The organism is Nonomuraea sp. B208 (assembly GCF_057536035.1).
In genome coordinates, this window is record NZ_BAAJOU010000021.1 from 559,449 (window position 1) to 578,179 (window position 18,731).

Below are 18,731 nucleotides of genomic sequence, written 5' to 3' on the forward strand. Positions count from 1 at the left end.
GTCTTCTGACGGTCAGGCGTCAGGCGCGGCTTCTGGTGTCGAGGGCGAGACCGCCACCGTCCGCCGGCCGGAACCCCAGCCCGTGGAGCTCGGGGTCGTCGAGCGCGGTGACCACGCTCAGCGCCCCGGCCTCGGCCACCTCGTGGACCGCGAGCCGCGCCAACGCCGCGCGCAGCTCGGGCGTGACGCCGGGCTGGATGTGCAGCACGTTCGGCGCCGTCGGGAACTCCAGTCCGATGGCGTACGTGTTCGGATCCCGCCGCCAGCGGAACATCACCAGCATGCCGTCGGCCTCGGCCACGACGTCGACGGCGGCGAACCCCTCCGTCACGGCGCCCGGACGTACCAAGAGCTCCTTGACGGCTTCGACGACTTCCGACCGGGACCATACGGCTGTCATCCGTCCAGCCTCTCATCACCGAGGGCAGAGGAAAGCCTTCCCCAAGAGCTGACCATGCGGCTTTCGGCCTCCGGATCGCAACAGGTAGACAGAAAGCGTGGGATTTCGGGGAAACCCGCATCCGTGGGGGCAACCATCACTGCGCGACCACGCACTGGCGGTGATTCCGCTGGCCATGATCGTGGTGATCACGGCTGCCGACCTGTTGACCCCCAGCACCGTTCGTCTCGGCGCCCTGCTGGTGGCGGCCCCCGCGATCACGGCCTCCTTCGCCGGCGCGTGGTTCACGGGCCTGATCGGACTGCTCGCCGTCGTGGCCGAGGTGATCATCGGCTTCCACCACCATCTGATGGGCAGCGGGAACGAGCGGGCGGAGCTCATCGCCATGATCCTGGTCTCGGCGTTCGTGGTGCTGTTCTGCCTCGTCAGGGACCGCGAGCGGCGGGTCCTGGTGCAGGTGCGCTCGGTGGCCGAGGCCGCGCAGCGCGCGCTGCTGCGCCCGCTGCCCGAGTCGCTCGGCACGCTCCGGCTGGCCTCCGTCTACCTGGCCGCCGCGGCCGAGGCCAGGATCGGCGGCGACCTGTACGCGGCCGTACGCACCCAGGGCGCCACCCGCCTGATCATCGGCGACGCCCGGGGCAAGGGGCTGCCTGCCATCTCCGACGCCGCCGCGCTCGTCGGCGCCTTCCGCGAGGCCGCGCGCCGGGGCCTGTCCCTGCCGGAGCTCGCCGCCGACCTGGAGGACAGCGCGGGGTTCAACCCGTACGAGTCCGCCAAGGCGTGGCCGGTGGACGACGAGAGCTTCGTGACCGCGGTCGCCCTGGACATAGCGGACGACGAGCCGGTGCTCACCATGGTGAACTGCGGCCACCCGCCGCCGCTGCTGGTGCACGAAGGCAAGGTCACGCCGCTGGAGTGCGAGCGTCCCTCGCCGCCGCTGGGCCTGGGGAACCTGGGCGGCGAGGGATACAGCGTCTGCTCGTTCCGCTTCGAGGAGGGCGACCTGCTGCTGCTCTACACCGACGGCGTCACCGAGGCGCGCGACACCGCAGGCGTGTTCTACCCGCTGGCCGACCGGATCGCCGCCTGGACGCGGGAGTTCCCCGAAGGGCTGCTGAAGCGCATCTGCGCCGATCTCATCACCTATACCGGCGGCCGGCTCGGCGACGACGCCGCCATGATCGCGATCCGCCGCCTGCCCCTGCCCGCCGCCCCCGAGCCGCGCGACGCGTCGAGCGCCACCGACCTGGAGGCGGTGAGCGCGGTGAACCGTTTCGTCCAACCGGCGTCCATGGCGACCGTTGGAGGCACTGATGGACACGTACCCGCAGATCGCGGACCACGGCATGGTGGGGGACCTGCAGACCGTCGCGCTCGTCTCCGAGACCGGCGCCATCGATTGGTGGTGCGCGCCCCGGTTCGACTCCCCGAGTCTCTTCGCCTCCCTCCTCGACGGCGAACGCGGCGGACACTGCCGGCTCTCCGTCGATTCCGGCCGCGTCGCGGGGGTCACGGTCCGGCAGCTCTACCTGTCGGACACCGCGGTCCTCGTCACCCGCTTCATGGCTCCCGACGGCGTGGGGGAGGTCGCCGACTTCATGGAGCCGGACCCCTCAGGCGCCGCCTCCGGCCGGCGCCGGCGTCCGTCACGCTGCGCCCTGACGGCGACGACCTCACCGCCGACCTCACCCTCCGGGTCGGGGAGACGGCCTTCGTCGCCCTGACCGCCCCGAGCGGCCCCCGCCCTTCCTGACCGCCGACGAGGTACGCGGCAGCCTCGAATCCTGCCGCGCCTTCTGGCGCGACTGGCTGCGCGCGTCCCGTTACCGGGGGCGCTGGCGATGTTCCCGTGGTCCCCTCTTCCCGGCCCGGGGAGCGCCGCGAACAGGCAAAAAGACTCCACGGTAATTTGCCCACTTTTGTAGCTATTTGCGAAGAAGGGGGAGGATGTCCTGGGTAGAGAAGCAGGGTAAGGAGTGGCCGCGAGCACGCGCATGGAAGCTGCTCGGACCGCTGCACGGAAACTCCGCCTCGCGGAGGGAGCCGATCATGGAAGAACCACGTTACGGACGCACCCAGCAGCAGCAGGTCTCCCGGGAGCAGGTCTCGGAGGCGGTGCCCCAGCAACGTCAGGCGGAGCGGGCGGAGACGGCCCCCGCGACGAGGGAGCCACGGCCCAGCGGCTGGCTCGGCTGGGTCATGTTCGCCGGCATCGGGATGATCATCCTGGGCTGCTTCCAGGCGCTGATGGGCCTGGTGGGGCTCCTTCACAGGGGCTTCTACATCATCACGCCCAACAACCTGGCGGTTCCGGTCAACTTCACGGCCTGGGGATGGTTCCACATAGCCATCGGGGTGATCGTCTTTCTCGCCGGACTCGCCATCATGTCGGGCAAGACCTGGGGACGGGTGGTCGGGATCACCCTCGCCGCCATCCAGGCGTTCGTGAACTTCGCCTGGCTGCCCGCCTACCCGATCTGGTCGGCCATCATCATCGCCTTCGACGTCCTGGTCATCTACGCGCTGGCCGTGCACGGGAAGGAGATGAAGGCGTTCAGCAGGGCCGGCATGCCGTAGACGGCATTCCCGCGGAGGAGGCCGGCGTCACTTCGGTGGCGGCGGCTTCTTCCCGCCGGTCGGCGGGGGCACCCGGGTGGCCACGGACTCCTGCAGCTCCTGACGGGTGACGAACGTGTCGACCAGCGAGTGCAGCATGGCCACCACGGGGATGGCCAGCAGCGCGCCCATCGCGCCGAACAGCGACGCCCCCAGGATCACGGCCGCGAAGGACACCCCTGGATGGATGTCCACCGCCCGCGAGCTGATCTTCGGCTCCAGCGTCAGGTTCTCCACCTGCTGGTAGAGCACGCCCCAGCCCAGCGCCGCCAGGCCGATCCAGGGACGGGGTGACACCAGCCCCACGACCACCGGCAGGGCGATGGAGATGTAGGTGCCGATGGTGGGCACGAGCTGGGCGACCAGGCCGGTCCACGCCCCGAGCGCGAGCCAGGACGGCATGCCGAGCGCCAGGAACACGAGGGCCGAGGCGACGCCGTTGATCGTGGCGAGGACGAGCCGGGAGGAGACGTACCCGCCGGTCTTGACCGTGGAGACGTCCCAGACGTTGATGAAGACCTGCTGGACGCGGCCGGGCAGCAGCTGCGCGATCCACCGGCGCAGCGCCGGCCCGTCGGCCGAGAGGTAGAACGTCAGCAGCAGCAGGGTGAACATGTTGAACACCGTCCCCGCCACCGTCCCCACCAGGCCTAGGACGCCGTTGAGCGCGCCCTGCGCGTACGAGGCCGCCTGCTGCGGGGTCAGGTTGAGCGAGCCGAGGATGGCGGAGATCTCGTAGCGGGTGCCGAAGCGGGCGTTGACCCAGTCGACGACGCGGGTGATGACGTCGGGCAGGGCCTTCAGCAGCACCGCGACCTGCCGGACGAGCAGGCTGCCGAACAGCACGAAGAAGATCACCACCGTGACGATGAACAGCGTCATCACCAGCAGCGTGGCCGTGCCGCGGCGCACCCGCCTGGACAGGCGGCGCACGGCGGGCTCCATGGCGAGCGACAGGAACCACGCCATCACCAGCATGGCGATCAGCGATCCCGCGTCGACGAGCACGAAGCGGACGAAGAACGCCGCGGCGACGACGGCCGCCAGGACGAGCCCGGCCCGCCAGATGTTCGCGGGCGCGAGCAGCACCTGCACGGTGGGTCTCGGTTCCATCGATCATCAACGTACAAGCAGGGGCCGCTTGAGCTGGGCCTTCACCGCCTGGCCGGGTGCGGAAGATTGGCCGAACGTTGGGACTGGTAGGGCCGAGAAAGCGGCATAAACGGTGAAAGGCGCAAAACGGTCTCGCGCCGAAGGGAGCGCCGCGATGGGCGACTATCCTCTTCTCAACCTCTTCTGGACCATGCTCGTGTTCTTCATGTGGGTCCTCTGGTTCATGCTGCTCTTCCGGGTCATCGGCGACCTGTTCCGCGACGACGACGTCAGCGGATGGGGCAAGACCGGCTGGACCGTCGTGCTGGTGGTCCTGCCCTTCGTGGGCGTCCTGCTCTACCTGATCGTCCGCGGCAAGGGCATGGGCCGGCGCGAGATGGCGCGGCTGCAGGCGAACGAGGAGGCGTTCCGCGCGTACGTGCGCGAGAGCGCCGCGGGCGGCACCGGCTCGGGGACCGGCGGCGAGCTGGCCAGGCTCGCCGACCTGAAGCGCCGGGGCGACCTCACCGACGACGAGTACGAGCGCGCCAAGACCAAGGTCCTCGCCGGGGTGTGAGGCCCCGTCAGCCGCCGTCGACGCCCAGGTAGGCCAGCGCCGAGACGACGGCCGCCCGCACGCCGGTGTCCAGGGTGGGCTGGATGACCGGGGCGAAGGCGGCGTTGTGGTTGCCGGGGACGTCGGCGTCGATCGTGCCCTTGCCGGCCGCCCGCGCGTACAGCTCGGGGTCCGTGCCGCCGAACCCCCAGTACGTGAACGGCGCGCCGAACGCCTTCGGGATCTCGCTGAAGTCCTCGCTGGCCGTCTGGAGATCGAGCTCTTTCGCCCGATCGCCGAAGAAGGCGGAGAAGGCCGCGGCGACCCTCCGCGTCGTGTCCGCGTCGTTGACCGTGGCGGGGAAGGCGCCGAAATGCTCGACGTCGGGCTCGCGGGGAGCGCCCGAGGCGGCGCACTCGGCGCGGGCGATCCTGACGATCGCGTCCCTGACGCGCTGCCGCACGTCCTCCTCGTAGGTGCGTACGTTGAGCTGGATCTCGGCCGTCTCCGGGATGTTGTTGGGATTGGCCCCGGAGTGGATGCTGCCCACCGTGAGCACGACCGGGGTGAGCGGGCCGACCTCGCGGGAGACGATCGTCTGCAGGCGCACCACGAGCATCGAGGCCATCACCACCGGGTCGATGCCCCGGTCGGGTGCCGAGCCGTGGGCCGAGCGGCCGTACACGGTGATCCGATAGTTGTCGGCGGCCGACAGCGCCGGCCCCGGCCGGGTGAGCACCTGGCCCGCCGGATAGGGCAGCACGTGCTGCGCCAGGCACACGTCGGGCTTCGGGATCCGGCCCGTCAGCCCGTCGTCGATCATGCCGTGGGCGCCGTCGCCGGGCTCCTCCGCCGGCTGGAACAGCGCCACGTACGTGCCCTTCCACGCGTCCCTGGCCTGCGCCATCAGCCGGGCCGCGCCCAGCAGGGCGGTGACGTGCGTGTCGTGCCCGCAGGCGTGCATGACGGGCCGGCCGTCGCCGCCGACGGCCGTGCTGGCGTACGGCAGCCCGGTCCGCTCCTCGATCGGCAGGGCGTCCATGTCGGCACGGAACAACACGCACGGCCCGTCACCGTTGGCCAGCACGCCGACGACCCCCGTGCCGCCGATGCCGTCGGTCACGTCGTACCCGTACGCGCGCAGCCGCTCGGCCACCCGGGCCGAGGTGCGTCTCTCCTGGTGGCCGAGCTCGGGATGGGCGTGCAGGTCGCGGTAGTACGCCTCCAGGTCGAGCCTGATGGCGTCAAGCCCGGCCAGCACGGTGTCGGCGGACATCGGTCGCTCCCCTCAGCCTCACCCGCGGATGCTTTCCTGATATCCGTCTGGAGTAGTCCAGACGGGCGCAAACGTTCCGCCATCCGGGGGCGGACCGCCGCCGGTTCCCGCGGAGGCGTCCCTAGGCTCCTGCCTGTGCGGGTCGAGACGATCACGACGGTGCTGGACCTGGTCGGGGTGTTCATCAACAGCCTGCTCGGCGGCTCGGTGGCCCGCCGCAGGGAGCTCGACCTGTTCGGGTACGTCGTGATCGGCGTCGTGTCCGGCCTGGGCGGCGGGCTGATCCGCGACGTGCTGCTCGGGCACGGGCCGCCACTCGCCCTGACCAACCCCCTCTACATCCCGATCGCGCTGGCCGGCGCGGGGGTGGCGTTCCTGCTGAAGTTCACCGAACGGGAATGGACCCGGCTCTTCTACGTCCTCGACGCGGTCGCGCTGAGCGTGTGGGCGGTCGCGGGGGCACAGCGGACGCTGGCCGCCGGGCTCGCCTGGCTCCCGGCGATCCTGCTGGGCACCATCACCGCGGTCGGCGGCGGCGCCACCCGCGACCTGCTGGTGCAGCGCGTCCCGGCCGTCTTCGGCGGCAACGGCCTGTACGCGTCGGTCGCCGCCCTGGTCGCGGCCCTGGAGGTGATCTGCTCGGAGCTCGGCCTGCCCGTCGCGGTGGCCACCCCCTTGGCGGTCGTCGCGGGCACCGTACTGCGACTGGTCGCCTACCGGCGGGGGTGGGAGCTGCCCGGCGGCGTCGAATGGGAGGCCCGCGACGTCCTCGGCAAGGCCATCCACCCCCCACCCCTCCGCCGCCGCGACCGCCGCAGGGACGGCGACGCCTGATCCGGCGCCTTTCGCGGTTCGTCCTCGTCAGGGGCGTTCGAAGGAGCGCAGCAACCGGCCGAGCTGCTCCTCGAAGGCGCGCAGATCCAGCCGGCCGTCCGGGAGCAGGTCGCCCAGCGCGTCGGCCATCAGCTGACGGCTCTGCCGCTCGGCATCGTCCTGGGCCCGGCCGACGGCCAGCGTCAGCTGCTCGGCCAGCGTCCGGCTGTCCAACCGCATGGCGCGCGGCGTGATGACGATGTCCCGTACGGTGCCGTCCACGGCCGCGACGGCCTTCACCTGACCGTTCGCGGCCTCGCCCGTGCCGGTGATCTCATCCAGTTCGCGCTGCCCGTCGTCCATCCACGCGAGGATCTTCGCGGCCTTCTCCGCCTCCCGCTCCAGATCCTTCTCGCGCCAGTTGGCGGGGTCCGCGTCGAATTTGTGCATTCCTTCTCCTCACCTACGAGGTTCGCCCGGCGTGGACGCCGCGGTCGGTCACCCTCTCGGAGGCCGGTCGATCTCGTCGGCGACCTGCTCGATCCGGCGGCGTACGAAGGTCTCGTCCAGCGGCTCGGGCAGGCTCTCCGCGCGTGCCCGGGCCCGCTCGACGATCTCGTGCGACCGGCGCTCGGCCGCCTCCTGCGCGGCCCGCGTCGCCGCCATGACCTGCCTCGCCAGCTCATCGGCCGGTTGCCGCATGACCCGGGGGTCGAGCTTGATCGCCTTGAGCCGCCCGCCGCCCCCCGCCACGACGCGCACCATGCCGCCGCCCGCCTCGCCCACACTGGTGATCTGGGCGATCTCGGCACGGGCGGCTCCGAGGTCACGCATGATCTCCTCGGTCTGACGAAGGACCCGTTCCAGGTGGTCGAGGTCGTCGTTCCAGGGGCCCGAGGACGGCATCGAAAGACTCCTTCACCAGACGCCGGAGACGGCACGCCCGGCAAGATACCAGCTCGAAAATCGGTCTCTGATCCACACCGGCTTCGATCATCGTTAACCTACGCTTCATGAGTTCGGAGCTTCGGCTGGTCCACGGGGCGCTGGAGACGGCTTCGGCGCACCTGAGAGGTGACGGCACGGACTACGCGGCGGCGCTGCGACGATTACAGCAGCGCGGCGACGCCGCTTCCTGGGGCGATGACGGCCTGCTGCGCCCACTGGTCACCGCCTACAGCGAGTGCACCGCGATCGCCCTGGCCGCCTACACCCACATGGGCGACCTGATAGGGGCCACGGGAGACGCGCTGGCGCTGTCGAGCCGGCGGGTGTCGGACGTCAACGAGGTCACCGTTCAGAACCTCGACGGGCTGCCTGACACGTCATGGGTATGACCCTGCCGCCCTGGGCCGACGGCGTCCTGGCCCTGGTGGGAATCCCCTTCCCGAACATCGACGAGGACGAGCTGCGGCTGGACGCGGACGCGTGGCGCACCGTGCTCGCCGGCACCTCGACGGCCGGCGCCCGCGCGGACACCACCGTCGCCCGGACCACGAGCCCGGCCGCGTACCAGGGCGACTCCGCGACGGCCCTCACCGGTTACTGGCAGAAGACAGGCGGTGACGGGCACCTCGACGCGGCCGCGACGGCGGCGAGGTACGCGCCGCTGATCCTCGACGGGGCGGCCGGCGTCATCACCGCCACCAAGGTAGGGGTCATCTCGTACGCGGCGTCGTGCGCGGTCAAGCTCTCGGCCACCATGCTCGCGGGCGGGCCGCTCGCCCTCGGCACAGCCACGGCCACGGTCCTCGGCACCCGGTACGCCATGGGAAGAATCCTCAAGGAGGCCGGCGAGGGCGGCGCACGCGTGCTGGCACCCGGCCTCGCCCGGCGAGTCACCGAGCCACTGGCCGGCATCCTCAGGAACGCCCGCGGACCGTGGGGAGGCGGCCCTCCGCTCGCCCTGGCCGGCGGCCCCCGCCTGCCTGCCCGCCTTCCCCGAAGACCCTCCGGCGTGGACGGCCCCAAGGGCCCCGCCATCGCCCCGATGTCCAAGTGGCGAAGGCCGAACTCGCCCAACAAGACGAACTCGGGTACGCATCGGGGCGTGTCCAAGAAACCGCCGAGGACCGACGCGGAGGCGGCCGCGCGACAGGCGGCCGCCGACGGCGGCCCCAGGGCGCATTTCCGGCCCGAATGCAGCAAAGGTGGCCACTTTCACGTGGACTACCTGAACAACAAGGGTGAGATCATGCACACCAGGCACTTCGACTTCGAGGATTAGATCATCGTGAACGACTCCCAGGCAGACAACGGCGCGACCGGGCGGGACCACCTGCTGGCGGGCGCCGCCGACCTGGGCGCCGCCATCGAGCGGCACGCCCTGATCCTCACCGAAGCCCCCGACGACTACAAGCGGGTGGTGGCGGCCGTCAACGACCTCCGCGCCGCCGCCATCGCGTACGCCGCCCTCTGCGCCGACCACGCAGGATGGGGCAACCCGTTCAGCGACCTGGAGAACGAACCGGCCCCCGGCGAGGAAGAGGAGGAAGCCGGCGACACCCCGACCGAGTACAGCCCGGTGGTGCATCTGGAGGCCCACTACCGGATCCGCGTACCCGACGTGGAGGCCGCCGAGCGCCTGCTGGGCGATACGGAGTCCGAAGACCTGCTGGGCGCCCCCTCGGACGTGGTGGCGCAGCTCTTCATGCGCGACGGCTGGGACCCCTACCAGTACGGTGGCGCCCTCCAGGCGGAAGAAGTGTCGTGGACCTGCGGCCCCGACCCGTCCTGATACCCGGGTATCCCGCTCGCGCTTCACTTGGTGAGGACAATGACGAGATATACGGCCGGGCAGAGGGCCCAACCCGACCAGAACGCGACGAACCCCGATGACGGGGGCCGTCGCGCGAACGACACGACGACTCCTGCCAAGCCGATGACGAGGATGGCGAACGGCGTGTACAGCAGGAGGATCGGCAGAAGCAAAAGGCTGAAGAACAGGAAAAAGGCAAACACGGCAACGACCAGGTAGGCGGCAGCAGCCGACGCCGCACCACCCAGGCCCTGCAGCAGGTGCCGTGCCATTGTCTTCACCATCGTCATGGTCGAGGCGTTTTCGTCCTCGGGCAACCGCCTTATCCACAGAATGCGGTTCGGGGAATCGGCGGCCGGGCGGCCCTCACTACTGTCCGCGCATGGGAAAGAAGCGAAGGCGGAACACCCGCCGAGGCGGCGTCATCGGTATGGCATTGCTCCTGAACGAGCTTGACCTGGCCACCATGAGGGCGTCCTACCCGTCATTCGAGTTCGAGGATTACGGCCAATACCTCGCCACATGTGAGCAGATCTTGCGCTATATGCTCAAGGTCGGACACAGAGTCATGATCGGGGCCTTCATTCCCGCCGAATACTCCGCATACTGCCAGACGGAGCAGTTGCCGCCCGACTCGGCCGTGAGCAGGGCCCGATACGCCCAGGCGGTGTGCGAGGAGGATGATCCCTTCCCCTGCCAGGGCGAACCCATCGGCGTGATCGTGGCCTCGCTCGCGCATCGCGAGCGGCTCCGGGCGCTCAGCATCCGGACGATGGATCTGCTGGCCGCTTTTCCGCCCGAAGTGGTGCTGGAGGCGAAGGAATATGCCGCGGAGCTGCTCGTGCGGCTTTCGACCCACGGGGGCCCAGGCCGGCACATCTTCACCTGCCACGTGGGCGCAGGAACGCACGACCCCCTGGAAATCGTCGCCGAGGTCGAGCTGGAGCAGAACGCGATGCGAGTCATGAGCGTGGATTTCCCGGCCCTGGCGCTGATACTGAGCTTCGCCCGGGCCGCCGGGGCCGCGCCGACTCTCACGAGCCTTTCCCGGCCGCCCCGAGTGACGTTGCTCCGTCTCCAGGATGACAGTTGATCATCCACGCGACGGACGACGCTCTGCCCGCCGTCTCCCTAACGTGCTCCATGCGATGGGGGGCATTCGGCTTCCCATGCGGACAAAAGGATGATGAATGAGCACGGGGAAGACGCGTACCAGCCTCGACAACATCGCGGCCCTGGGCGCTGAGCTCGACGAGGGTCAGCTCCTTCAGGTGAGCGGCGGCGCCAAGAGCCAGGTCATCGTGATCTGCGGTGGCCACACGCACACCTCCGGCGACAGCAACTAGTCAGCCGCGGGGGGCGCGACCCAGGTTGCGCCCCCCACCGGAACCATCTTGATGATCCTCGTACTGACCTCCGACGGAGACGAGCACGCCGAGCGCGTCGTGGGGACGCTCGCCGGGGCGGACGTCACCGTCTTCGACCCCGCGTGGTTCCCCGCCGCCGCCACCTTGGAGATCGGCCATCCGGGCGACGGCTCGACCGTCCGGGCCCTCGGCCACGGCGGACGCCGTGTCGACCTCGACGAGCTGACCGCGATCTGGTACCGCCGCCCGGGGAATCCGGTGGCCCATCCGTCGACCGTCGCCCGCGAGCACGTCGAGGAGGAGTGCCGGGTGCTGGTCGAGAGCCTGTGGGACGGTCTGGGGTGCCTGAAGGTCCCCGCCTCCAGGCCGGTCATCGACCGGGCGGGGCGCAAGGCGTACCAGCTCGAAGTGGCCAGGCGGCTGGGCTTCGAGCTGCCCGCGACGCTGATCACGAACGATCCCGAGCGCTTCCTCGACTTCTACGTCCAGCACGAAGGCCGGGTGATCACCAAGCCGGTGCACGGCAACCAGCTGGAGGCGGACGGTGAGCGGTTCGGGCGGTTCGCGGCGCCTGTGACGCCGGCGGACCTCGGTCATGCCGACGCCCTGCGCCTGTGCCCGGTCATCGTCCAGGCGTACGTCCCCAAGCGGGTCGAGGTGCGGGTGACCGTGGTGGGCGGCGAGCTGTTCGCGGCCGAGATCCACTCGCAGGTCAGCAACCACACCCGCTACGACTGGCGGCACTACGACCCGGGCGCCACCCCCATCCTGGCGCACGACCTGCCGGACGAGATCTCCCGGCGCTGCCTGGAGCTGGTCGAACGGCTCGGGCTGTGCTACGGCGCGATCGACCTGATCCTCACGCCGGACGGCCGCCACGTCTTCCTGGAGATCAACCCCAACGGCCAGTTCCTGTGGATCGAGGACGCGACCGGGCTGCCGATCAGCGCGGCGATCGGCGAGCTGCTGAAGAGCGGAGTGAAGCGATGACGTACGGGCCGATGCTCGCCGACGCGGTCGGCCTGCTCAGCTCGGGTGAGCCCGAGCGCGGCCTGGAGGGGTTCCGCGCGGCGTACCCGCAGGTCCGGACGCGGCTGGTCGCCCAGCGCGAGGAGTTCGACGGATCGCTGCACCACGCCCTGCTCATGAAGGACGGCGACGCCACGATCTCGCTGTCCTGGTGCCCCCAGCAGGCCCTGCCGTGGCCGCTGCGCGGCGTGCACCGCGCGGGCGAGCACCTGCTGCTCCGGGTCAACGGCATCGAGACGCCGGTGGCCAGGGCGATCGCCTGCCTGGACTTCATCTGGGACGAGTCCGCGCCGGCCGACCGGCTCATCGCCGACAGCCTCGTACGCGAGGAGCTGGCGGAGACGCGCGAGCCGCTGAGCGACGCCGCCCTCCAGGAGGCGATGGACGCCTTCCGCCGCGCCCGCGGCCTGCTGACCGTGGAGGCGACCCGGGCCTGGATGGAGCGCAACCGCATCTCCCACCATGAGCTGGAAGAGCTGGTCGCCCTTGAGGCCGCCGTCGCCGCGCTCCGCTCGCGGGTGGCCGCAGGACGGGTGGAGGACTGGTTCGCCGAACACGGCGCTGAGCTCGACGTGGCCCGCGTCGCGCGGGCGGTGTTCGTCGCCGAGCCGGCCGCCGTGCCCGACGCGGCCGGGTTCCTCGACGCGGTCGAGCGGGCCTTCGCCGACGGCGGCGCCCGTCCTGGCGAGGTGTTCGCCACCCTCCGCCGGGGCGACCTCGACACAGAGCTGGCGGAACGCATCTTCGAAGCCCCTCCGGGGACGGTCGCCGGGCCGTTCCCCGTGGATGGCGGGCACCTGCTGGTCAAGGTCCTCGCGGTGGAGCCGGCCGTGCTCGACGCGACCGTACGCGACCTCGTCGAACGCCGCATCTTCAGCGAATGGATCGACGAACGCAGGAACGCGGCCAAGATCGAATGGTTCTGGGGGATCGCGGAACGGACGGCCGGCGGGTGAAGTCGCTGCCGTACCGGGAGAAGGCGGTCCACCACCACCAGGGCGTCCGGCGGCACGTCGAGCGTCCCTACCGCGTCTCCGGGACGCTCCTGGTCTGGCTGTGGACCTACGTGGGCCTGCTCGCGCTGGCGCTGGCGGTCGTGGTGCTGCTCGGCGTCCTTCCCGCGCTCGGTGGTCCGCGATGAGGCGGGTCAGGGTGCCCGTGCTGAGGCAGAACACGATGGCCGACTGCGGCGCGGCGTGCCTGGCGATGGTGCTCGGGGCCCACGGGCGCCGGGCGAGCGTGCGCGAGGTCGTCGCGGACGTCCAGGTGTCCAGGGACGGGCTGACCGCCTTCGCGATCGTCGAGGCCGCCAAGTCGTACGGCCTGAACGCCAAGGCGTTCTCGATCGCGCCCGAGCGGCTCGGCGCGGTGCCGGGGCCGTTCGTCGTGCACTGGGAGTTCAACCACTTCCTGGTCGTCGAGCGCTGGCGCCCGGACGTCGTCGAGGTCGTCGACCCGGCCTCCGGGCGGCGGCGGCTCACCGCGGAGGAGTTCGACCTCGGGTTCACCGGGGTCGTGCTGGCCTTCGAGCCGGGCCCGGACTTCGACCCCCGGGGGCCCGAGCGGCGCCCGTGGCGCGCGAACCTCCTGCGCGCCCTGCTCATCCGCCACCGCGGCCTGCTCGTCCAGGCGCTGCTCGCCTCCCTGCTGCTGCAGGTGGCCGCGCTCGTGCTGCCCCTGCTGTCCGGGCTCGTCGTCGACGAGGTGCTGCCCGGCGGCGACCGTTATCTGCTGCACGTCCTCATCGTCGGCCTGCCGATCGTGGTGCTGATCCAGGGGATACTCACCTACCTGCGTACGGCCCTGCTGCTCATGCTGCGGGCGCGGGCCGACACGGAGTTCACGGGCGGGGTCGTCGGCCGGCTGTTCTCGCTGCCTTACGGGTACTTCACCCTGCGCGGGGCGAGCGACCTCGTCATGAGCACCCAGAGCGCGGCCAGCTTGCGGGCCATGCTGTCCGGCCAGGTGCTGTCGGCGCTCCTCGACGGCCCGCTCGCCGTGGTGCTCATGGTCCTCGTGCTGGTGCGCGATCCCCTGCTCGGCGGGTGCCTGGCCGCGATGGCGGCCGTCCAGGTCGTGCTGCTGCTCCTCACCCGCAGACGGATCGCCGACCTCACCGGGCGCGGCCTGACCGCCGCCGCCACGACCCAGGGCCGGCTCATCGAGTCCATCCAGGGCATCGAGTCGATCAAGGCGTCCAGCTCCGAACGGCGTGCCGTCGAGCGGTGGTCGGCGATGTTCACCGCCCAGATGAACGCCGACCTGCGCCTGGGCCTGACCCGCGGGCTCCTGGACTCGGTCCTGTCGGCCATCAGGATCCTCGCTCCCGCGCTGCTGCTGCTCGTGGGCACGGTCCGGGTGCTCGACGGCGGGCTGAGCCTCGGGACGATGCTCGCGCTCAACGCGCTCGCCGTCTCCGCGCTCACCCCGCTGACCTCGCTGCTGACCAGCCTCCAGGAGCTCCAGGAGGCCGGCGCCCACGTCGAACGGCTCGCCGACATCATCGAGGCCGAGCCGGAACGCACCGGCGGCGCGCGGCCGCCGCTGCGCGGGGAGGTGACGCTGAGCGACGTCGGGTTCCGCTTCGACCCCCGTTCGCCCTGGACGCTCAGGAACGTCACGCTGAGGATCGCCCCAGGTCAGAAGGTCGCGCTGGTGGGCAGCTCGGGCTCGGGCAAGAGCACCCTGGGCAGGATCCTGCTCGGCCTGTACGAGCCGGTCGAAGGCGAGATCCGTTACGACGGGACACCCGCGCGCGACCTGGACCCGAGCTGGCTGCGCGGCCGGTTCGGCGTGGTCACCCAGGACCCGCACCTGTTCACCGGGACCATCAGGGAGAACATCGCCCTGACCGTCCCCGGCGCGCCGCTGGAGCGGATCGTGGCCGCCGCCAGGATGGCGTACGTCCACGACGACATCATGGCCATGCCCATGGGGTACGAAACGATGCTCACCGAGGGCGGCGGCCTGTCCGGCGGCCAGCGGCAGCGGATCGCCCTCGCCCGGGCCCTGCTTCCCGAGCCGCGCATCCTGCTGCTCGACGAGGCCACCAGCCACCTCGACACCGTGGCCGAGGCCGCCATCGAACGCAACCTCGCGGGCCTGCCGCTGACCCGCGTCGTGATCGCCCACCGGCTGAGCACCGTACGCGACGCCGACCAGATCCTCGTCATCGACGGCGGCCAGGTGGCCGAGCAGGGCACCCACGACGAGCTGATGCGATTCGGCGGACGGTACGCGGCCCTCTCCGAACTGGCCCGGCCGTCGCTGTGACCACGGCGTAGGCTGCGGCGGATGAGTTTCCGACTGGCGGCGTACGCCGTGTGCATCGAGGACGGCCGAGTCCTGCTCGCCCACCACGTGAACCCGGACGGCGAGCGGGTCTGGACCCTCCCCGGCGGGAGGGTCGAGCACGGCGAGGACCCCTTCGACGCGGTCATCCGGGAGGTCGCCGAGGAGACCGGCTGCGACGCGGTCGTCGAACGCCTGCTGGGCGTGGACTCCCGCGTGATCCCCGCCGCCGTCGCCCGCGCCGGCGTCGAGCATCAGAACGTCGGCGTCTTCTACCGCGTCCGCCTCACCGGCGGCCGACTGCGCCCCGAGCCCGGCGGCGACATCGCCGAGTCGGTCTGGACCGCGTTCACCGACGTCGCGCGCCTCCGCCGCTCATCGCTGGTCGACGTCGGCCTCGCTCTGGCGCGGACCCTCCCGGCGAGCGGCCACGTCGATCCCGTCCCGGTCGGCGGTCTGATCCAGCACTGATCGGCCGCGCCACCGCGTCAGGATATGGGGAGACGTTTACCTGCTCGGGGGTGTCGGCAGGACGAAACGGGCAGTTGACCATCAATCCTGCCTCCGCACGAGAGGAAAGGTGGTGTGCGACATGGCTGACCAGCCGACGCGAGCCACTTACGACATCGGTCATCACCCCGACATAGCCGCGCTGCGCGCCCGCTACGACATGGCGGCCCAGCAGCCGGCAGGGCAGTCCGTCAGCGGGGTCGCCTTCCTGAGCGGGCTCTACCTGGCGATCTCGCCATGGGTGGTGGGCATCTTCGGCCGCACGAACCTGACCGTCAGCAACCTGATCACCGGGATAGCGGTGGTCCTGCTGGCGGCCGGGATCGCCTCGGCCAACGGCCGCTTCCACAGTCTCGCGTGGACGCTGCCGGTCATCGGCGTATGGACCATCATCACGCCGTGGGTCCTGCCGCCACACGGAGCCGGCGCCTCGACGATCGTCAACAACGTCGTCACGGGAGTGGTCATCCTCGTCACCGGCCTGGCCTGCGCCTCGCTCGGCATGATGAGCAGACGCCACGGCGGGCATCCACGATGACTCCCACGGTCCTCCGCTGACCCGCGCGGCTCAGCCGCGCAGGCGTTCGGAGGCGGCGGCCGCGGAGACGTCGTGCGGATAGGCGTGCCTGGCGCGCAGCAGCACGACCGCGTTCGCCACCAGGGGCACCAGCATGATCAGGAACGCGTACCGCAGCCCCTGCGCGCCGGGGGTGGCGCCCGGGCTGAGCACGTCGGCCAGAACGCCGAAGAGCACCGGGGCGACGGCCTCCCCGCCCACGCGCAGGAACGTGCGGATGCTCTCCGCGCGGCCCCAGAGCCGGTAGTGGACGACGTCGAGGCGGGCGGCGTCCAGCGGGGGATTGGCCGCCGCCGACGAGGCGGCCGCGACGAACAGGAACGGCAGCGCGAGCGTCGGCGACGTGGTGAGCAGCCCGGGGACGAAGAAGACGGCGGCGGCGGCGTACGCGATCGCGGGGACCACCATGCGGGCGCTGATGTGCCCGCGGCGGGTGAGCCGGTCGGCGAGGCGTCCGCCGCTGAGCACCCCCAGCAGGGCCCCGAGGCCCACCAGCAGCACGACGCCCGTCAGCGCGACCTGGTCGAGGCCGTACTGCTCACGGGCGAAGACGACGGCGAAGGTGCGTACTCCGGCGAAGAAGAAGTATCCGACCACGGAGGCGACGATCAGGGCGACGTTCGTCCGGATGCTCAGCACGTACCGGATCGCCTGCCCCAGGGACATGTGCACGGGGTCACGGCGCAGCAGCGCCGCGGGATCGGGCCCGATCCCGCGGCGGCGCACCGCGCGCCGCGCCGTGTCGTCGCGGTCCGGCCCGGAGTGGTCCGCCTCTCCACCGGGCGTCGCCACCGTGAACTTCCCGCCAGGTGTCACCGCGGGCAGCCGGCTCTGACCGCCGCGTTCGGGCTCGGGCAGCTTCCGCCCGATGACGAAGACGAAGGCGACACCCACGAGCGCGAGGAGCCAGAACGTGGAGCGCCAGGTCAGCAGCCGCGCGAGGGCGCTTCCCACCAGCAGGCCGAGACCGGCGCCGACCATCTCGCCGCTCAGGATGAAACCGTAGATCCGGCCCCGTTCGGCGGCCGGGAAGAAGTCGCCGACCAGCGAGACGACCGAGGGCGCGGCGGCGGCGGTCAGGCCCCCGACCGCCACCCGGGAGCACAGGAGCCACGGGAGCGAGTCGGCCAGGGCGCCGCCGATCATGGCCAGGCTCCACAGGACGATGCAGGCGGTGAGGAACCGTACCCGGTTGACGCGGTCGGTCAGGACGCCGACCGGCAGGACGGCGACGGCGCCGGCCGCGGAGGAGACGGCGGTCAGCGACCCGAGCTCGGTGTTGCCGATGCCCATCGACTCCTGGATCTCCGGCCCCACCGCGGCGACGGCCCCCTGGTCGGCGGTGACGAGCGCGAGAACGCCGGCGAGCATCGCGACGACCCGGAACCGCGTGGGGCCGCCCAGCAGGACCAGCATTCTCCGCCAGACCCCGTCGAACACGGCATGCGAGAAGCGGTTGAGCCTGCGGTGCCGCTCATTCCACGGTTTCGCGGACATCGGCGCCTCTCCCCTTGATCACCGTTCCTCCTTGTGCGGTCAGTTCCGTCCTTGGAGGGCGGTCTGCCCGGGTTTCGCCAGGAACGGGGATCGGCCGAGGACGACGATGCCGGTCGCCATCGCGATCAGACCGGCCACCTCGCCTGCCAGCGCCGCCGGGGTGACCTGCAGGCGTTCGGCGAAGATCGCCACGCCCAGCACGATCCCGCAGATCGGTTCGGCGACCGTGGTGGCCGGCAGGGAGATCTGGAGCGGAGCGGCGTCGAACGCGCTCTGGTTGAGGAGCAGGCCCACCACGGCGACGCACGGCAGGAGGTACGGCTGCCAGGTCATGAGCACGTTCTGGCCGTGGTCGAACGTGAGCAGGGCGTTACGGGTCAGGACGTCCTGCAACCCGTAGAGCACCCCCGCGGAGCCGGCCAGCAGAATCGCCTTGACCTTCAGTGACCGCCGCAGACCGAAGGCGACCAGCGCGGCCGCCACCACGACCACCGGGAGCGCCGCCAGCCAGCGCGGGGAGAGCGGATCGGGGAGGCGGCCGCCGTGCGGCTGCCCGGCGAACAGGAACAGCGCCACTCCTCCACACACCAGCACGGCGCCCAGTTGCAGCATGCGGCCGAACGGTTCCTGGTAGACGACATGGGCCGCGGTCAGGGCGAACAGCAGGTTCATCGCGAGCAGCGGCTCCACCCGCGCCACGTCCGCCTCTCGGAGCGCGATGGCGCCGAGGACCTGGCCGCACGCCATCAGCCCCAGCCCGAACAGCCACAACGGCGTGCGCATGAGGTCGAACAGCAGGCGCGGGCGCAGCATCTCGTCCAGAGGCTGGCGGTACGCGGCATGCTGCTGGGCGACGAAGCCGAGGCCCAGCAGGCAAGCCGCACCCAGAGAGACAGCGATGGTGATCACCAATGGCGACGCTCTCCGAATCCGCTCCCCGGGACGCCGG

The 18,731-nt window shown here is 71.1% G+C and carries 23 protein-coding genes and 1 pseudogene; 16 read left to right on the plus strand and 8 right to left on the minus strand.

Annotation, left to right across the window (positions count from 1 at the left end; translation table 11 throughout):
• Positions 1 to 19 precede the first annotated feature (19 nt).
• Positions 20 to 349 carry a hypothetical protein gene (locus AC27IY_RS19570; RefSeq protein WP_487178768.1) on the minus strand — a complete coding sequence of 110 codons (330 nt, stop codon included), beginning with the start codon at positions 347 to 349 and terminating at the stop codon, positions 20 to 22.
• 436 nt (positions 350 to 785) lie between these two features.
• On the opposite strand from AC27IY_RS19570, the pseudogene AC27IY_RS19575 reads away from it, so the two are divergent.
• From AC27IY_RS19575 to AC27IY_RS19585, 3 genes and pseudogenes are all read left to right on the plus strand, one after another.
• Positions 786 to 1,583 (plus strand): annotated as a pseudogene (locus tag AC27IY_RS19575) (PP2C family protein-serine/threonine phosphatase); the annotation flags it as partial.
• Between the two features lie 163 nt (positions 1,584 to 1,746).
• Positions 1,747 to 2,124 (plus strand): trehalase-like domain-containing protein, encoded by a 378-nt coding sequence (locus AC27IY_RS19580; RefSeq protein WP_487179114.1) that lies wholly within the window; start codon positions 1,747 to 1,749, stop codon positions 2,122 to 2,124.
• Between the two features lie 325 nt (positions 2,125 to 2,449).
• On the plus strand, positions 2,450 to 2,977 hold the full coding sequence (locus tag AC27IY_RS19585; RefSeq protein ID WP_423477295.1) for a DUF7144 family membrane protein: 528 nt from the start codon (positions 2,450 to 2,452) through the stop codon (positions 2,975 to 2,977).
• Positions 2,978 to 3,004: 27 nt separating this feature from the next.
• On the opposite strand, the gene AC27IY_RS19590 is transcribed toward AC27IY_RS19585, so the two are convergent.
• Positions 3,005 to 4,129 carry an AI-2E family transporter gene (locus AC27IY_RS19590; protein WP_487178769.1) on the minus strand — a complete coding sequence of 375 codons (1,125 nt, stop codon included), beginning with the start codon at positions 4,127 to 4,129 and terminating at the stop codon, positions 3,005 to 3,007.
• A 154-nt stretch (positions 4,130 to 4,283) separates the two neighbouring features.
• Between AC27IY_RS19590 and AC27IY_RS19595 the strand changes: the two genes are divergently transcribed.
• Positions 4,284 to 4,685 (plus strand): SHOCT domain-containing protein, encoded by a 402-nt coding sequence (locus AC27IY_RS19595; protein WP_487178770.1) that lies wholly within the window; start codon positions 4,284 to 4,286, stop codon positions 4,683 to 4,685.
• Between the two features lie 7 nt (positions 4,686 to 4,692).
• Here AC27IY_RS19595 and AC27IY_RS19600 read toward each other — a convergent pair whose 3' ends face one another.
• Positions 4,693 to 5,940, minus strand: coding sequence for an amidohydrolase (locus AC27IY_RS19600; RefSeq protein ID WP_487178771.1), 1,248 nt, complete (start codon positions 5,938 to 5,940; stop codon positions 4,693 to 4,695).
• Positions 5,941 to 6,075: 135 nt separating this feature from the next.
• On the opposite strand from AC27IY_RS19600, the gene AC27IY_RS19605 reads away from it, so the two are divergent.
• Positions 6,076 to 6,774: a trimeric intracellular cation channel family protein gene (locus AC27IY_RS19605; RefSeq protein ID WP_487178772.1), complete on the plus strand. Its 699-nt coding sequence runs from the start codon at positions 6,076 to 6,078 to the stop codon at positions 6,772 to 6,774.
• Positions 6,775 to 6,801: 27 nt separating this feature from the next.
• Here AC27IY_RS19605 and AC27IY_RS19610 read toward each other — a convergent pair whose 3' ends face one another.
• Both AC27IY_RS19610 and AC27IY_RS19615 read right to left on the minus strand, forming a co-directional pair.
• A complete protein-coding gene (locus AC27IY_RS19610; RefSeq protein ID WP_487178773.1) occupies positions 6,802 to 7,203 on the minus strand; it encodes a YbaB/EbfC family nucleoid-associated protein in 402 nt (133 codons plus the stop codon).
• Positions 7,204 to 7,251: 48 nt separating this feature from the next.
• Positions 7,252 to 7,659, minus strand: a complete 408-nt coding sequence (locus AC27IY_RS19615; protein ID WP_423451787.1) for a YbaB/EbfC family nucleoid-associated protein — start codon at positions 7,657 to 7,659, stop codon at positions 7,252 to 7,254.
• A gap of 107 nt (positions 7,660 to 7,766) precedes the next feature.
• Between AC27IY_RS19615 and AC27IY_RS19620 the strand changes: the two genes are divergently transcribed.
• From AC27IY_RS19620 to AC27IY_RS19630, 3 genes are read left to right on the plus strand one after another with little or no spacing between them, the layout of a single operon-like run.
• Positions 7,767 to 8,090 carry a hypothetical protein gene (locus AC27IY_RS19620; RefSeq protein ID WP_487178774.1) on the plus strand — a complete coding sequence of 108 codons (324 nt, stop codon included), beginning with the start codon at positions 7,767 to 7,769 and terminating at the stop codon, positions 8,088 to 8,090.
• Entirely contained in the window at positions 8,087 to 8,980 is an 894-nt protein-coding gene (locus tag AC27IY_RS19625) for a hypothetical protein (RefSeq protein WP_423451785.1), read from the plus strand. Before AC27IY_RS19620 ends, AC27IY_RS19625 begins: the two co-directional genes overlap by 4 nt.
• Positions 8,981 to 8,986: 6 nt before the next feature.
• On the plus strand, positions 8,987 to 9,490 hold the full coding sequence (locus AC27IY_RS19630) for a hypothetical protein (protein WP_423451784.1): 504 nt from the start codon (positions 8,987 to 8,989) through the stop codon (positions 9,488 to 9,490).
• Positions 9,491 to 9,513: 23 nt separating this feature from the next.
• Here the strand turns inward: AC27IY_RS19630 and AC27IY_RS19635 are convergent, their stop codons facing one another.
• Positions 9,514 to 9,828, minus strand: a complete 315-nt coding sequence (locus AC27IY_RS19635) for a hypothetical protein (protein WP_487178775.1) — start codon at positions 9,826 to 9,828, stop codon at positions 9,514 to 9,516.
• A gap of 65 nt (positions 9,829 to 9,893) precedes the next feature.
• Here AC27IY_RS19635 and AC27IY_RS19640 point away from each other — a divergent pair, with 65 nt between their 5' ends.
• The 8 genes from AC27IY_RS19640 (at position 9,894) to AC27IY_RS19675 (ending at position 16,246) form a co-directional block, all read left to right on the plus strand.
• The gene (locus AC27IY_RS19640) at positions 9,894 to 10,604 is read left to right on the plus strand and encodes a hypothetical protein (RefSeq protein ID WP_487178776.1); all 711 of its coding nucleotides are present in this window, start codon (positions 9,894 to 9,896) and stop codon (positions 10,602 to 10,604) included.
• Positions 10,605 to 10,701: 97 nt separating this feature from the next.
• Entirely contained in the window at positions 10,702 to 10,857 is a 156-nt protein-coding gene (locus AC27IY_RS19645; protein ID WP_329588891.1) for a hypothetical protein, read from the plus strand.
• A 51-nt stretch (positions 10,858 to 10,908) separates the two neighbouring features.
• Positions 10,909 to 11,868 (plus strand): MvdC/MvdD family ATP grasp protein, encoded by a 960-nt coding sequence (locus AC27IY_RS19650; protein ID WP_423477282.1) that lies wholly within the window; start codon positions 10,909 to 10,911, stop codon positions 11,866 to 11,868.
• Positions 11,865 to 12,863 carry a TIGR04500 family putative peptide maturation system protein gene (locus AC27IY_RS19655; RefSeq protein ID WP_487178777.1) on the plus strand — a complete coding sequence of 333 codons (999 nt, stop codon included), beginning with the start codon at positions 11,865 to 11,867 and terminating at the stop codon, positions 12,861 to 12,863. The genes AC27IY_RS19650 and AC27IY_RS19655 overlap by 4 nt, the downstream gene beginning before the upstream one ends.
• Positions 12,860 to 13,048: a hypothetical protein gene (locus AC27IY_RS19660; RefSeq protein WP_423477280.1), complete on the plus strand. Its 189-nt coding sequence runs from the start codon at positions 12,860 to 12,862 to the stop codon at positions 13,046 to 13,048. Before AC27IY_RS19655 ends, AC27IY_RS19660 begins: the two co-directional genes overlap by 4 nt.
• Positions 13,045 to 15,180, plus strand: a complete 2,136-nt coding sequence (locus AC27IY_RS19665) for a peptidase domain-containing ABC transporter (RefSeq protein ID WP_449950058.1) — start codon at positions 13,045 to 13,047, stop codon at positions 15,178 to 15,180. Before AC27IY_RS19660 ends, AC27IY_RS19665 begins: the two co-directional genes overlap by 4 nt.
• Before the next feature lie 21 nt (positions 15,181 to 15,201).
• The gene (locus tag AC27IY_RS19670; protein ID WP_423477278.1) at positions 15,202 to 15,669 is read left to right on the plus strand and encodes an NUDIX hydrolase; all 468 of its coding nucleotides are present in this window, start codon (positions 15,202 to 15,204) and stop codon (positions 15,667 to 15,669) included.
• 121 nt (positions 15,670 to 15,790) lie between these two features.
• Positions 15,791 to 16,246, plus strand: a complete 456-nt coding sequence (locus AC27IY_RS19675) for an SPW repeat protein (RefSeq protein WP_364463294.1) — start codon at positions 15,791 to 15,793, stop codon at positions 16,244 to 16,246.
• Positions 16,247 to 16,276: 30 nt separating this feature from the next.
• Here the strand turns inward: AC27IY_RS19675 and AC27IY_RS19680 are convergent, their stop codons facing one another.
• Together AC27IY_RS19680 and AC27IY_RS19685 are read right to left on the minus strand one after the other, a co-directional pair.
• Positions 16,277 to 17,782: an MFS transporter gene (locus tag AC27IY_RS19680; protein ID WP_423477277.1), complete on the minus strand. Its 1,506-nt coding sequence runs from the start codon at positions 17,780 to 17,782 to the stop codon at positions 16,277 to 16,279.
• 39 nt (positions 17,783 to 17,821) lie between these two features.
• A complete protein-coding gene (locus AC27IY_RS19685; RefSeq protein ID WP_449950419.1) occupies positions 17,822 to 18,712 on the minus strand; it encodes a DMT family transporter in 891 nt (296 codons plus the stop codon).
• Between the last annotated feature and the right edge of the window lie 19 nt (positions 18,713 to 18,731).

What these genes read in the sequence shown, in the direction of transcription:
- AC27IY_RS19620 (WP_487178774.1), top strand. Translation starts at nt 7,767, where the DNA reads ATGAGTTCGGAGCTTCGGCTGGTCCACGGGGCGCTGGAGACGGCTTCG.
- AC27IY_RS19590 (WP_487178769.1), bottom strand. Translation starts at nt 4,129, where the DNA reads ATGGAACCGAGACCCACCGTGCAGGTGCTGCTCGCGCCCGCGAACATC.
- AC27IY_RS19665 (WP_449950058.1), top strand. Translation starts at nt 13,045, where the DNA reads ATGAGGCGGGTCAGGGTGCCCGTGCTGAGGCAGAACACGATGGCCGAC.
- AC27IY_RS19640 (WP_487178776.1), top strand. Translation starts at nt 9,894, where the DNA reads ATGGGAAAGAAGCGAAGGCGGAACACCCGCCGAGGCGGCGTCATCGGT.
- AC27IY_RS19585 (WP_423477295.1), top strand. Translation starts at nt 2,450, where the DNA reads ATGGAAGAACCACGTTACGGACGCACCCAGCAGCAGCAGGTCTCCCGG.
- AC27IY_RS19595 (WP_487178770.1), top strand. Translation starts at nt 4,284, where the DNA reads ATGGGCGACTATCCTCTTCTCAACCTCTTCTGGACCATGCTCGTGTTC.
- AC27IY_RS19650 (WP_423477282.1), top strand. Translation starts at nt 10,909, where the DNA reads ATGATCCTCGTACTGACCTCCGACGGAGACGAGCACGCCGAGCGCGTC.
- AC27IY_RS19675 (WP_364463294.1), top strand. Translation starts at nt 15,791, where the DNA reads ATGGCTGACCAGCCGACGCGAGCCACTTACGACATCGGTCATCACCCC.
- AC27IY_RS19615 (WP_423451787.1), bottom strand. Translation starts at nt 7,659, where the DNA reads ATGCCGTCCTCGGGCCCCTGGAACGACGACCTCGACCACCTGGAACGG.
- AC27IY_RS19680 (WP_423477277.1), bottom strand. Translation starts at nt 17,782, where the DNA reads ATGTCCGCGAAACCGTGGAATGAGCGGCACCGCAGGCTCAACCGCTTC.
- AC27IY_RS19655 (WP_487178777.1), top strand. Translation starts at nt 11,865, where the DNA reads ATGACGTACGGGCCGATGCTCGCCGACGCGGTCGGCCTGCTCAGCTCG.
- AC27IY_RS19670 (WP_423477278.1), top strand. Translation starts at nt 15,202, where the DNA reads ATGAGTTTCCGACTGGCGGCGTACGCCGTGTGCATCGAGGACGGCCGA.
- AC27IY_RS19580 (WP_487179114.1), top strand. Translation starts at nt 1,747, where the DNA reads ATGGTGGGGGACCTGCAGACCGTCGCGCTCGTCTCCGAGACCGGCGCC.
- AC27IY_RS19600 (WP_487178771.1), bottom strand. Translation starts at nt 5,940, where the DNA reads ATGTCCGCCGACACCGTGCTGGCCGGGCTTGACGCCATCAGGCTCGAC.
- AC27IY_RS19645 (WP_329588891.1), top strand. Translation starts at nt 10,702, where the DNA reads ATGAGCACGGGGAAGACGCGTACCAGCCTCGACAACATCGCGGCCCTG.
- AC27IY_RS19610 (WP_487178773.1), bottom strand. Translation starts at nt 7,203, where the DNA reads ATGCACAAATTCGACGCGGACCCCGCCAACTGGCGCGAGAAGGATCTG.
- AC27IY_RS19625 (WP_423451785.1), top strand. Translation starts at nt 8,087, where the DNA reads ATGACCCTGCCGCCCTGGGCCGACGGCGTCCTGGCCCTGGTGGGAATC.